The organism is Rhodobacter viridis (assembly GCF_003217355.1).
GTDB lineage: Bacteria > Pseudomonadota > Alphaproteobacteria > Rhodobacterales > Rhodobacteraceae > Rhodobacter > Rhodobacter viridis.
Genome location: NZ_QJTK01000011.1, coordinates 37,679 through 49,583, shown reverse-complemented (window position 1 = coordinate 49,583; position 11,905 = coordinate 37,679). Strand labels below are relative to the sequence as shown.

Here is an 11,905-nt window from a genome sequence, read left to right as displayed (position 1 = left end):
TCCATCGCGGGGTCGGCTGCGGTGGTGCGGCCCGGCACGGGGGCTGTCAAGGGCGAGGATGCGCCAATTGGCCCGCCCCGGATCGGCCCGCAGGGGCTTGCCCCGCCGCCCCCGCCTTGTCAGGAAGAGGAAACCCTGCCGGAGACCCCGATGTCGCGACCGCTGTCCTTGACGATTGCCGCCCCGATTGCCACGCTGTTCGGCCTTGCCACGATCCTTTCGGGCGGACGGGTGCTTTTTGGCGGCGTCGACATGGGCATCGTCGTGCCCTTCGTGCTCTGGTTCAATTTCGGCGCGGGCTTTGCCTATGTCGCCGCCGGGCTCGGGCTGTGGCGCGGCGCGGGCTGGGCGCGCTGGCTGGCCTTCGCCCTTGCCGTCTCGACCGGGATCGTCTTTGCCGCCTTCCTCGCACATGTGCTGGACGGCGGCGCCTATGAGGCGCGCACGATGGCGGTGATGATGCTGCGTCTTTGCGTCTGGTCGGCGATCGCGACGCTTGCCCTGCGCACCGCGCCGTGGCGCTGACCGGCCTGTTTCTGGCCGCGCTGCTGGCGGCGACGCTGATTCCGGCGCAATCCGAGGCGGTGCTGGCCGGGCTGATCCTGCAGGGCGCGCATCCGCTCTGGCTTCTGTTGACCGTCGCGACCTGCGGCAATGTGCTGGGATCGGTGCTGAACTGGGTGCTGGGGCGATTCTGTGCCGCCCATGCCGGGGCGCGCTGGTTTCCGGTTGCGCCCGCGCGGCTCGATCAGGCGGCCAAATGGTATGCGCGCTGGGGACAATGGAGCCTTCTGGGCGCCTGGCTGCCGATCATTGGCGATCCGCTGACGCTGGCGGCGGGGCTATTGCGCACGCCGTTCTGGCGATTCCTGGCGCTGGTCACCCTTGCCAAGGGCGGGCGCTATCTTGTGCTCGCGCTTGCGCTGACGGATCTGCGCTGAAACCGCGTCTTCTCGTAATCCCGCATAAACCTTCGGCATAACCTCTGGTTTATGCGCCTAACCCTGCGGTCGACGGACCAAGGATTATCCCCTCAGGTCGATGGAGCGAAAGAAAAAAACCTGTCCCTGTGAGTGCATCGACATCGCAACCCATGCAACCCAGGGAGACAGGCATGACCCGAGCGATCCACACCACCGGCTTCGCGCTTATGGCGCTTTTGATCACCACCGCCGCTGTTCAGGCCGAGATCAGCCGCGAGGCGGTGACCGACAGCCTGACCGCTGCGGGCTACACCCCCACGGAAATCCAGTATAGCGGCAGCACCGTCCATGCCGAGGCGACAAATGGACCCAACCGGATCGAGGTCGTCTATGACCGCGCCACCGGGCAGGTGGTCTCGCAGGAAGTCTCGGGCCGTGACGCCGAGGGCACGCAAAGCGGCACGGATGACACGACCGACGATGATGCGACCGACGATCACGGCGCGGGCGATGACGACGGTCCGAACCATGACGCGGGTGACGATCACGGCGGCTCGGACAGCGATGGCGGCAGCGATCACGATGGCGGCGGCCACGATGGTGGCGATCACGGCGGCGGTTCGGACGACTGAGCCCCGGTCCGCGATCCGGCCCTTGCGCGAACGGGGCCGGGTCGCGATACTCGCCATAAACCTCGGGATGATGACGATGAGAAGACGGACGTTCCTGATCGGTCTCGCCACGGCAACGCTGGGCGTTTCCGGCCCGCTGCGGGCAGAAGACCCCGCGCAGCAGGTCATTGACCGGCTGCGGTCCGAAGGCTTTGGCAGCATCGAGACGAAGCGCACCTTCATCGGCCGCATCCGCGTCACGGCGAGCAAGATCGGGCAGAGCCGCGAGGTGGTGATCGACCCGCGCAACGGAGAGATCCTGCGCGACCTCACCCGCTACACGGGTCCGGCCGACACGGAGGGTGCGACGGCATCGAATGGCGGTACGGGCAGCGGCGGCTCATCGGGCAGCAGCGGTTCGGGCAGCGGTTCGGGCAGCGGCGGATCAGACGACGGCGGCTCGGATGATGGCGGCTCCGGTGGTAGCTCGGGCGATGGTTCGGGCGGCGACTCCGGGGGGGACTCGGGCGATGACTCGGGCGACGGCGGCGACTCGGGCGACGGTGGTTCGGGTCACGATGGCGGAGACGGCGGCGGAGACGGCGACGGTGGCGACGGCGGCGACTCCGGGGGGCACGGCAATGATGACTGATCCGAAAAAAGGGCATCCGCCGTGCCGCGCAGCCGTCTGATCCGACTTCTGGCCCTTGCGGGCGTGGTTCTGGCGCAGGTCGCCTGCGCCTGGTTCTTCGTCTCCGATATCGTGCTTTCCATGCTCGGCATCTACATCGAGCCGCTGACCTGGGAGAGCCGCGAGGTGATGGAGCTTGGCGCGGCGCTCGGGCTGATGCTGGGCGTCGGGCTTGGGGCGGCGCTGCTGTGGCATTCGCTCAGCGAAACGCACCAGATGCGCGAAAAGCTGCGCCGCGCCTCGGGGGCCTTCGCCGAGGTTCTGGCCGAGCGCTTTGCCGAATGGGGCCTCACCGCCGCCGAACGGGACGTCGCGATGTTCGCGCTGAAGGGACTGAACACCGCCGAGATTTCCGCCCTCCGCGCGACATCGGAGGGCACGGTCAAGGCGCAGACGGCTGCGATCTATCGCAAGGCCGGGGTAAACGGGCGCGGCCAGTTGCTCAGCCTGTTCATCGACGATCTGATGGAGGGCCTGCCTGCGGCACCGCCCGCCGCAGATCCGAAGACCGCGCCGTCCGGAGAGAGCCGGGCGCGCTGATCGCGAAACCGATATGAATCGACTTCGATCCAATCGGGAAAAGTTAACACTTTCGTAACTTCATCCGGCCATCCGTGGGACTGGCCCGGAAACCTTCATGCCAGCAAGGGAGAATGCGCATGAGCGAAGACCAATATCGGATCACCCTCGTGGATGGCGCCGTGCAATCGTTCGAGGAATGGGATGACGGGCTTTGGGATACGCAACGCCTGCATCTGAACGAAAGCCTGCAGGTGCAGGTCGACGGCACGATCTGGTTCGTCGAGGATCACGGCGATTACACCAGCCGCATCGTGCTCAGCCCCTCGGGCGTGACGGATGTCTATGACGTCACCAGCGAGCTTTACTTCCTGCCCGATGGCACGCCTCTGGCGCAAGAGCCCGAGATCGAGATCGAGGACGCGGACGAAGACGGCTTCGACGATGGCGACATCGATCAGGACGGCTCGCGCGATGACACGCTGCTGGGCACCGATGACGACGACGCCGAGGATGGCGGCACCGGCGATGACGACATGTCGGGCGGTGGCGGCGACGACGATCTGCACGGCGGTTCGGGCTATGACGTGATCGACGGTGGCACCGGCAGTGACAACATCGATGGCGGGAGCGAGGATGACATCCTGAACGGCGGCGCGAACAACGACACGGTTCTGGGCGGCGCGGGCAATGATGACGTGCTGGGCGGCGACGGCAGCGACAGTCTGGATGGCGGCATCGGCTCCGATGACCTGGGAGGCGGTGCGGGCAGCGACGACGTGCTGGGCGGCGATGGCGACGACAGCCTTGATGGCGGCGGCGGCGCGGATGATCTGTCGGGTGGCAACGGCAATGACGATGTCCTCGGCGGGGCGGGCGATGACAGTCTCGACGGCAACGCCGGTGGGGACTCGCTCTCGGGCGGGATCGGCACCGACACGCTGAACGGTGGCATCGGGGACGACAGCCTGAACGGCGGCAGCGGCGACGACAATGAGCTTGGCGGGGCCGGCCTTGACGATCTGAATGGCGGCACCGGCGATGACACCCTGTCGGGGGGCGCCGGGGATGACAGCCTGGTCGGCGGCATCGGCGATGACAGCCTCCTCGGCGGCACGGGCGGTGACGATCTGAGCGGCGGGGTCGGCAACGACAACATGTCGGGCGGGATCGGCGACGACGATCTGGCGGGCGGTGCCGGACGCGACGTGTTGACCGGCGGCGCCGGGCTCGACAGCTTCATCTTCCGGGCGCTGGCCGATGGCACGGCGACCGTCGTGGGGGCCGATGTGATCACCGATTTCAGCGATGATGACACGGTCGACCTTTCTGCGATCGACGCCTCGGCGACGAACCCGGGCAACGACAGCTTCGTCTGGTCGGGCGATGCCGCAAGCTTCACCACCTCGGCCGGGGGCGAAGTCCGCTTCGTGCAGGTCGACCGCGACGGCACGGCCAACGACGAGACGCTGATCCTGATCGACACCGACAGCGACACCGGCACGGAAATGATGATCCGGCTGAAAGGCCTTTACGACCTCACCGCGGCCGATTTCGCGCTCTAAGAAAAAGTCGGACCCGCCGCGGCTTTGCGGCGGGTCCGAACACAGCCCTTTCTGCCCTGCGCCCTCAGGCGTGGGGCAGGTGTTTTTGAAGCGCTCCGAAGGGCTGCCAGTTGCCCTTTTCGCCCTCGAACCAGGGCATCATGTAGGCCGCAATCCCGGCGGCCTGTGCCGCGGCAAGGCCCGCGCCGCTGTCCTCGATCACCGCCGCCGCCGTTGCAGGCACACCAAGCCGCGACAGCCCGAGCAGATAGGGGTCGGGATGCGGCTTGCCACGCGCGACATCATTGCGGCTGACCGTGACGACAGAGCCGGGGGCAAGCCCGAGCCGGGTCAGGTTGGCGCGCACGATCCCCGCGGGCGAGTTCGAGACGATCGCCTGATCGAGCCCCGCCGCCTCGGCCCGCGCCCAAAGATCGGTGGCGATCGCAAACGGCTGCACCTCCTCGATCCGCGCGAGATAGGCGGCAAAGCGGCTTTCGGACCAGGCGGCAAAGGGCATGTCCAGCCCGTGTTCGGCCACGAGGATGGCATGGATCGCATCCTCGCTCTTGCCGATCAGCCCATCGTGGAAATCCTCGGGCAACGCCAGCCCATGGGACCGCGCGGCATCGACGAAAGAGCGGCGATGCACCGGCTCGCTGTCGACCAGCGTGCCGTCCATGTCCCACAAAAGCGCGCGCAGGGGCAAACTCATCATGCCTCCCGCAGCGCGGCGTCGCGGGCAAGCGCCTGAAACTTCTCGAAAAGCGCGAAACGGGCGTCGTGATAGGCGCGCGCGGCCGCGCCGCCCGGCGCATAGCGCCGCGCGATGCGCGACATCTGCGCCATCGCGGTCGCCACATCCGGCGCCGCCCCCCCGGCCACCGCGCCAAGGATCGCCGAGCCGAGCAGAACCGGCTCCTCGGTCTGCGGCGCAGCCACCGTCACGCCGGTCGCATCGGCGAGGATCTGGCGCACCAGATCCGACCGCCCTGCCCCGCCGCTGATCACGATTGTCGAGACCGAGGCCCCGCGTTTCGCCTGCACCTCGATGATCTGGCGCAGCCCGTAGCCGAGCCCGCAGATCCCCGCGATGTAAAGCGCGACCAGATTGTCGAGGTCATCCTCCATCCCCAGCCCGGCGATGATCGCGCGGGTATAGGGGTCGGCATGGGGCGCGCGGTTGCCCAGAAATTCGGGGACCACATGCAGCCCGTCGGCCAGACGCGCCGCGTCACCTCCCGCCCCCGCCAAGGTTTCGGCGCGCGCGCTGAGCCAGGCGGGGAGGGAAAGCCCGGCACGGGAAGCCGCGGTCGAGGCCTCGGCGGAGGCGGGATGGAACCGCAGAAGCTGATCGATCGCAGCCCCGGCGGCAGACTGACCGCCTTCGTTGAGCCAGGCCCCCGGCACCATCGCCGAGTAATAGGGGCCCCAGACGCCCGGAACGAAGACGGGTTCTTCGGTCGTGGTCATGGTGCAGGAAGAGGTGCCGAAGACATAGGCGAGGTTTGCCACAGCCCCCCCCTCGCCCGCCGCGCCGACGGTGCCGACGCCGCCCGCATGGGCGTCGATCAGCCCCGCCGCGACGGGGGTGCCGGGCAGCAGGCCCAAGTCTCGCGCCGCCGCCTCGGTCAGACCGGCGCCAAGGGCGGTGCCGGGCATCACGACCTCGGTGCCGATGCGGGCGAAGCCCTCGTCGGCGAGTTCCGCAAGCCCGATCTGGCGGAAATAGCTTTCGTCCCAACGGCTTTCATGGCCCATGTAGGTCCATTTGCAGGTGACGGTGCAGATCGAGCGCGCCCCCGCCCCGGTCGCCTTCCAGGTCAGGAAGTCGGTCAGGTCAAAGAAATGCGCGGCGGAGTCGAAGTCGGCGCGGCGGTGTTCCTTGAGCCACAAAAGCTTCGGCGTCTCCATCTCGGGCGAGATCCGGCCGCCGACGTAATCCAGCACCCGGTGTTTCGTCGCGTTGATCCGCTCGGTCTGCGCCGTCGCGCGGTGGTCCATCCAGACGATCACGTTGCGCGCCGGGTCGTTCGAGGGGCCGACCGGCAGCGGCCGGCCCGCGGGGTCGAGCACCACCAGCGAACAGGTCGCATCAAAGCCGATGCCCGCGATATCCGCGCCCGTCAGCCCCGCCGCCTTCAGCGCGCCCTGCACCGAACGGCCGACTGCCGCCCAGATCTCGTCGCTCGATTGCTCGACGACCGAGCCTTCCTCGCGGAAGAGCGTGATCGGGTGGTGATCGGTGCCAAGCAACTGCCCGGTCAGGTCAAAGACCCCGGCGCGGGCAGAGCCGGTGCCGACATCGACACCAATGAGATGGCGGGCGTTAGGTGCGGACATGGGAATTCCTCCGGGCTGGCCGTGGGGTCAGAGATCGACGCTGTTGGGCAACAGCACGAGGTCGCGCACGACGACGCCGCGGTTGCGGCTGAGCATGAAGAGCACCGCCTCGGCCACTTCGCGCGCCTGCATCAGCGAGCCATTCGCCAGGGCTTCCTCCATCTTCGCCTTCGGCCAGTCATCCAGAAGCGCCGTCACCACCGGGCCGGGCAGAACCGCGCCCATGCGGATGCCATGCGGCGCCACTTGGCGGCGGGTGGCATGCAGGAAGGCCTGCACCGCGAATTTCGAGGCGGTGTAGACGGGTTCCCAGACCACCGGCACCACCCCGGCGACGGAGGAGGTGAAGATGATGTCGCCGGTCTTGCGCGCGATCATGTGCGGCAGCACCGCGTTCACCGTGCGGAAGGCGGCGTTGATGTTCAGATTGAGCACCTTGTCCCAGACATCCGGGTTGCCCTCGGCGGCGGGGCCACCGACATAGGCGCCCGCATTGGCGTGGAAGATGTCGAGATCGCCGACCAGATCACGGATCGCGGGCAGCATCCCCGAGACCGCCTTGCCGTCAAACAGATCAAGGGACAGCGGATGGGCGCCGGGTCCGATCTCGGCGCAGGCGGCCACCAGTTTCGTCTCGTCGCGGTCGATCAGCACGACCTGCGCGCCTTCCTCGACCAGAATTTTCGCGCAAGCGAGGCCGATGCCCGAGGCGGCGCCGGTGATGGCGGCGGTTTTGCCCTGCATGAGGTTTGTCATTCTATCCTCCGGTTGTCAGGCGCGGCCGTGGCTGGCGCGCGATTGCCGTGCGAGCGAGTCGATGATCACGGCGATGGCCAGAACCGCCCCGGTGATCATGTAACGCAGCGACGAGCTGAGATTGAGAAGGGTGAGGCCGTTCGAGATCGACTGGATCACCAGCACGCCCAGAAGCGCCGCCCAGGCCGAGCCGCGACCGCCGAAAAGCGAGGTGCCCCCGATCACGGCTGCGGCGATGGCATTGAGGTTCACGTCGCCCGTCCCCGCCTGCTGGCTGGCCGTGGCCAGACGCGCGGCCGAGAAGACACCGCCCAAGGCTGCGAGCGAGGAACCGAGCATGAAGGCGGTCAGGCGGATGCGTTTCACCTTTATCCCTGAGCGCCGCGCCGCCTCGATATTGCCGCCGACGGCGAACATCGACCGGCCCCATTTCGTGCGGGTCAGCGCATATTGCATCGCCGCGACGCAAAGCACGAAGACGACGAACATGAAGGGCACACCGCGGCCAAGGTTCAGATAGGCGACGGCGCCTTCGAGAGCCACGGTCACGGCACCCGCCTTGACCAGCACGACACTGGCGCTGGTGTAGGACAGGTTCGCCGCCGCCCGCGCCTTCATCTGCCGAAAGCCGAACCAGAGGATGCCAAGCCCGGGCACCAAAGCCAGCGCGTAAGAGGCCCAGTCCGGCATGATCAGGATCTGCCCGAAGCGGACAAGGAACGAGGCGTAAGGCAGGTTGATCGAGCCGGTCGGCCCGAGGATGTAAAGCTGCATGCCCAGCAGCGCGAGCAGCCCCGAGAGCGTGGAGACGAAGCTCGGCATGGTGAAGCGATTGAGCAGCGTCGCATAGGCCGCCCCCATCATCGCCCCGGCCGAAAGCGCCGCCAGAAGCGCCAGCGGCAGCGGCAGGCCCATGTTCACCCAAAGAACGCCGACCAGCGCCGAGGCAAGACCGCTCATCGAACCGACCGAGAGGTCGATCTCGCCCAGCAGCAGCACCATCACGATGCCGAGCGAGATGAACCCCACCGCGGCGGCATCGAACAGCAGGTTGACGAGGTTGTTGGGCAGCAGGAACACCGGATTGAGCGCGGTGAAGACGAGCGAGATCAGGATCAGCCCCACCACCACCGGCAGGATGCCCAGATCACCCGAGCGGATGCGGTCGACAAAAGCGCGCGCGGCGCCGGAAAGCCCGTTATCGGCCCGCACCCGCGCGTCGGCTCGGTCATAGGCGGGTTTCGGAGTGTCGGGTTTCATGCTCATTGCTGGGCCCTCGTGCGTTCGATGGCATCTCGACGGGCGGCGACATTGTCATCGGCGCCCATGATCGCGGCGACGATCTGCTCGCGCGTGGCGTCGGCGGTGAAGGTGCCATTGTTGCGACCGAGCCGCAGCACCGCGATCCGGTCGGACACGGCGCGGACGTTGTCCATGTTGTGCGAAATCAGGATGACGCCATAGCCGCGGTCGCGCAGGCGTTCGATCAGGTTCAGGACCTCGGCGGTCTGGGCCACGCCAAGCGCTGCGGTCGGCTCGTCCAGCATGACGATCTTCGGCTCGAGAAGCAGCGAGCGGGCGATGGCCACGGTCTGACGCTGCCCGCCCGAGAGCGAGGCGATGGGTTCGCGCACCGAGGGAATGCGGGCGGCAAGCTCGCCGAGCAATTGCCAGGCGCGGACCTCCATCTGCACTTCGTCCAGCGCCCAAGGGGACAGCTCCTGCCCGAGGAACAGGTTCGCCACCACATCGAGGTTCTCGCACAGCGACAGATCCTGAAACACGGTGGAAATGCCCAAAGTCAGCGCCGCCGAGGGGCTGTCGATGCTGACCGGACGCCCCATGAACTCGATCGTGCCCGATGTGGGCTGGAACACGCCCGCAAGGATCTTGATCAGCGTGCTTTTCCCCGCGCCGTTGTCGCCCACCAGCGCCACCACCTCGCCCGCATGGACGTCCAGATCGATGTCGCTCAGCGCCGACACGGCGCCGAAGGTCTTGGTCACCCCGCGCAGGCGCAAGATCGGCTCGCGCGCGGGCGCAAGCGTTGCGTCTTTCACAGCCATCAGGCTCTCCCCTCCCTTTGGGGACGCAGGCAGTTGCCCGCCTGCGCCTCTCGTTCACAGGTCTGACGTGATGCCCGGACCTTACTCGATCCCGAGCGCCTTGCAGCCCTCGGCATATTCGCCGGTGCAGATTTCGGCGGCGGTCTGAATGCCCTTGTCGAAGATCTCGGCCTTGATGTTTTCCTTGGTCACGACGGCCGGAACGAAGAGTTCCGAGGGCGTGTCGTAAAGCGTCGTCTTCGGCGCGGGCGTTTCGCCCTTGAGGAAGGTCACCGCGACATTGGCGGCGGCTTCGGCCACGATTTCCGAGGGTTTCGAGATCGTGTTGTATTGATCGCCCGCGATGATCAGCTGCAGCGCCGCGATCGTGGCGTCGTTGCCGGTGACCGGCGGCATCGGATCGGTGCCCGCGGCCTTGAGGGCCGCAATCGCGCCGCCGCCGGTGCCGTCGTTCGCCGCGACGATGCCCTTGATCTGATCGCCAAAGCGGGTGATCTGCCCGGCGGTCCATTCCTGCGCTTTCGGCGGCGCCCAATCCGGCGTGTCGAATTCCGAGAGCTTGGTATAGGGCGTTTCCTCCAGCGCGCGGTGGATGCCGTCGCGGATCAGACCGGCGGCCGCATCGGTGGGCGAGCCGTTGATTTCCAGAACCCCCGCGCCATCCGGCACGCCCGAGGCCTTCATGTGATCAACGAGCGATTTCGCGATCGCATAGCCGATACCTTCATTGTCGAAGGAGACATAGTAATCCGCCGGTTTCGCCGGGATCGGACGGTCATAGGCGATGACCTTGACGCCTTGCGACTGCGCGATTTCCACAAGGTTCGCGGCGGCGGCGCTGTCGACCGGATCGAGCACGATCACCTTGGCGCCCTGCGCAATCACCGAGTTGAACTGCTGCTGTTGCAGCGCCACATCGGCATTGGCGTTTTGATAGATCACCGTGCAATCGGCGCAAAGCTTGCCCATGGCGGCCTTGAAGCCAGGGAAATCGTGCTGCTCGTAGCGCGTCGAGGCCTGGTCGGGCATCAGGAACGCCACGGTGGCGGCTTCCTGCGCACTCGCGGCCGCGCCGAAGAAAGCTGCAACGAGAACCGAAGCCCCCGCCAGCGAAATCGTCTTGTTCATCCTGGTCTCCTCCTCTGGATGATCTGCAAAGCTGTGGCTCGGTCTTGGCCCTTGGTCCCGTCCGCCGTCCGCGAAGGCCCGAAAGCCCCGTCGCGACACGCGCCGACACGACCCGGTTGCGCCTCCTCCACGCCTCCGCCTCGCTTGCTTCATCGGTTGCGCAAGCTTGCTCAATCGATGAAGCAGAATTGCATCCGGTTTCGATTCACGTCAAGATGGAAGATGACAGAGACGACGGGAAACCATGACCGACACCCCCGGCCCCGGCCGCAAGCGCCCCACGATCTATGACCTGGCCACGCTTGCGGGGACCTCGCCGAGTGCCGTCAGCGCGGTTCTGAACGGGTCCTGGAAGAAGCGGCGGATCAGTGAAAAGCTGGCCGACCGGATCACCGCGCTGGCGGGGGAACAGGGCTATGCGGTGAACATTCAGGCCTCGGTGCTGCGGCGCGAGCGCTCGAACATCGTCGGCATGATCGTTCCGAAATATGACAACCGCTACTTCGGCGCGATGGCCGAGCGATTCGAGGCGGTGGCGCGCGCGCATGGGATGTTTCCGGTGATGACCTGCACGCAGCGCGACCCGGAGCTGGAATTCGAGGCGGCGCGGGCGCTTCTGTCCTATCAGGTCGATTGTCTCGTCGCGAACGGGGCGACCGACCCGGACCGGATTGCCGATCTTTGCGCCGCGGCGGGGGTGCGGGTGCTCAACCTCGACCTGCCGGGGTCAAAGGCCGCTTCGGTCACCTCGGACAACTTCGCCGGGGCGCAGACGATCACGCATCTCATTCTCGACCGCTGCCGCGACGATCTGGGCTACCCTGGCCCCCTGCTCTTCATCGGTGGCCGGGCCTCCGATCACAACACCGCCGAGCGGATCCGGGGCTTTCGCACCGCCCATGCCGAGCGCGGCATCGCCCTGCCCGAGACCCATATCCTCGCCTGCGGCTATTCCCCCGACAAGACCGAGCGGGCGCTCGACGATCTGCCGATCGCGCTGCCGCCGGGGCTGTTCGTGAACTCGACGATCACCCTCGAAGGGGTGGTGGGCTGGCTCAACCGCGCGGTCCCCGATCACGCCGGGCGGATGCGCTACGGCTGCTTCGACTATGACAGCTTCGCCGCGCAACTGCCCGACAATGTGGGCATGATCGAGCAGGATGTGGACGGGATGATCGCCAAGGTCTTCGAGCTGATCGAGGGCGGGATCGACACGAAAGATCATTTCCGCGTGCCCTGCATCCTGCGCACGCCGGCGCCCCTGCCCGCCCGCAGCTGAGTGCCAAAACGAACGGGCCGGATCTTCCGATCCGACCCGCCGCCT

The 11,905-nt window shown here is 67.0% G+C and carries 13 protein-coding genes; 7 read left to right on the top strand and 6 right to left on the bottom strand.

Annotation, left to right across the window (positions count from 1 at the left end; genetic code table 11):
* Window positions 1–150: 150 nt before the first annotated feature.
* The 6 genes from C8J30_RS13530 to C8J30_RS19250 all read left to right on the top strand — a co-directional run bounded on the left by C8J30_RS13530 (window position 151) and on the right by C8J30_RS19250 (window position 4,309).
* Complete coding sequence (locus C8J30_RS13530; protein WP_110806437.1) at window positions 151–525, top strand: hypothetical protein; 375 nt, start codon at window positions 151–153, stop codon at window positions 523–525.
* Complete coding sequence (locus C8J30_RS13525; protein ID WP_110806378.1) at window positions 516–941, top strand: YqaA family protein; 426 nt, start codon at window positions 516–518, stop codon at window positions 939–941. Before C8J30_RS13530 ends, C8J30_RS13525 begins: the two co-directional genes overlap by 10 nt.
* Before the next feature lie 173 nt (window positions 942–1,114).
* The gene (locus C8J30_RS13520; protein WP_181420881.1) at window positions 1,115–1,555 is read left to right on the top strand and encodes a PepSY domain-containing protein; all 441 of its coding nucleotides are present in this window, start codon (window positions 1,115–1,117) and stop codon (window positions 1,553–1,555) included.
* 70 nt (window positions 1,556–1,625) lie between these two features.
* Window positions 1,626–2,186, top strand: coding sequence for a hypothetical protein (locus C8J30_RS19255; protein WP_220033730.1), 561 nt, complete (start codon window positions 1,626–1,628; stop codon window positions 2,184–2,186).
* A gap of 21 nt (window positions 2,187–2,207) precedes the next feature.
* The gene (locus tag C8J30_RS13515) at window positions 2,208–2,765 is read left to right on the top strand and encodes a helix-turn-helix transcriptional regulator (protein WP_245909814.1); all 558 of its coding nucleotides are present in this window, start codon (window positions 2,208–2,210) and stop codon (window positions 2,763–2,765) included.
* Between the two features lie 119 nt (window positions 2,766–2,884).
* On the top strand, window positions 2,885–4,309 hold the full coding sequence (locus C8J30_RS19250) for a calcium-binding protein (protein WP_181420879.1): 1,425 nt from the start codon (window positions 2,885–2,887) through the stop codon (window positions 4,307–4,309).
* Between the two features lie 64 nt (window positions 4,310–4,373).
* On the opposite strand, the gene C8J30_RS13495 is transcribed toward C8J30_RS19250, so the two are convergent.
* From C8J30_RS13495 to C8J30_RS13470, 6 genes are all read right to left on the bottom strand, one after another.
* On the bottom strand, window positions 4,374–5,003 hold the full coding sequence (locus C8J30_RS13495) for an HAD family hydrolase (RefSeq protein WP_181420878.1): 630 nt from the start codon (window positions 5,001–5,003) through the stop codon (window positions 4,374–4,376).
* Window positions 5,003–6,631, bottom strand: coding sequence for an FGGY-family carbohydrate kinase (locus C8J30_RS13490; RefSeq protein WP_110806373.1), 1,629 nt, complete (start codon window positions 6,629–6,631; stop codon window positions 5,003–5,005). The genes C8J30_RS13495 and C8J30_RS13490 overlap by 1 nt, the downstream gene beginning before the upstream one ends.
* A gap of 27 nt (window positions 6,632–6,658) precedes the next feature.
* The gene (locus tag C8J30_RS13485; RefSeq protein ID WP_110806372.1) at window positions 6,659–7,387 is read right to left on the bottom strand and encodes an SDR family oxidoreductase; all 729 of its coding nucleotides are present in this window, start codon (window positions 7,385–7,387) and stop codon (window positions 6,659–6,661) included.
* 15 nt (window positions 7,388–7,402) lie between these two features.
* Window positions 7,403–8,647: a sugar ABC transporter permease gene (locus C8J30_RS13480; protein WP_394341940.1), complete on the bottom strand. Its 1,245-nt coding sequence runs from the start codon at window positions 8,645–8,647 to the stop codon at window positions 7,403–7,405.
* Between the two features lie 2 nt (window positions 8,648–8,649).
* On the bottom strand, window positions 8,650–9,453 hold the full coding sequence (locus C8J30_RS13475) for an ATP-binding cassette domain-containing protein (protein ID WP_110806370.1): 804 nt from the start codon (window positions 9,451–9,453) through the stop codon (window positions 8,650–8,652).
* Between the two features lie 81 nt (window positions 9,454–9,534).
* Complete coding sequence (locus tag C8J30_RS13470) at window positions 9,535–10,581, bottom strand: ABC transporter substrate-binding protein (RefSeq protein WP_110806369.1); 1,047 nt, start codon at window positions 10,579–10,581, stop codon at window positions 9,535–9,537.
* Window positions 10,582–10,825: 244 nt separating this feature from the next.
* Here C8J30_RS13470 and C8J30_RS13465 point away from each other — a divergent pair, with 244 nt between their 5' ends.
* Window positions 10,826–11,860 carry a substrate-binding domain-containing protein gene (locus C8J30_RS13465; protein WP_110806368.1) on the top strand — a complete coding sequence of 345 codons (1,035 nt, stop codon included), beginning with the start codon at window positions 10,826–10,828 and terminating at the stop codon, window positions 11,858–11,860.
* The last annotated feature ends 45 nt before the right edge of the window (window positions 11,861–11,905 follow it).

Excerpts from the sequence above, each read along its gene's own strand:
- C8J30_RS13490 (WP_110806373.1), bottom strand. The coding sequence starts at position 6,631 with ATGTCCGCACCTAACGCCCGCCATCTCATTGGTGTCGATGTCGGCACC.
- C8J30_RS13495 (WP_181420878.1), bottom strand. The coding sequence starts at position 5,003 with ATGAGTTTGCCCCTGCGCGCGCTTTTGTGGGACATGGACGGCACGCTG.
- C8J30_RS13520 (WP_181420881.1), top strand. The coding sequence starts at position 1,115 with ATGACCCGAGCGATCCACACCACCGGCTTCGCGCTTATGGCGCTTTTG.
- C8J30_RS13475 (WP_110806370.1), bottom strand. The coding sequence starts at position 9,453 with ATGGCTGTGAAAGACGCAACGCTTGCGCCCGCGCGCGAGCCGATCTTG.
- C8J30_RS13530 (WP_110806437.1), top strand. The coding sequence starts at position 151 with ATGTCGCGACCGCTGTCCTTGACGATTGCCGCCCCGATTGCCACGCTG.
- C8J30_RS19250 (WP_181420879.1), top strand. The coding sequence starts at position 2,885 with ATGAGCGAAGACCAATATCGGATCACCCTCGTGGATGGCGCCGTGCAA.
- C8J30_RS13465 (WP_110806368.1), top strand. The coding sequence starts at position 10,826 with ATGACCGACACCCCCGGCCCCGGCCGCAAGCGCCCCACGATCTATGAC.
- C8J30_RS19255 (WP_220033730.1), top strand. The coding sequence starts at position 1,626 with ATGACGATGAGAAGACGGACGTTCCTGATCGGTCTCGCCACGGCAACG.
- C8J30_RS13480 (WP_394341940.1), bottom strand. The coding sequence starts at position 8,647 with ATGAAACCCGACACTCCGAAACCCGCCTATGACCGAGCCGACGCGCGG.
- C8J30_RS13485 (WP_110806372.1), bottom strand. The coding sequence starts at position 7,387 with ATGACAAACCTCATGCAGGGCAAAACCGCCGCCATCACCGGCGCCGCC.
- C8J30_RS13470 (WP_110806369.1), bottom strand. The coding sequence starts at position 10,581 with ATGAACAAGACGATTTCGCTGGCGGGGGCTTCGGTTCTCGTTGCAGCT.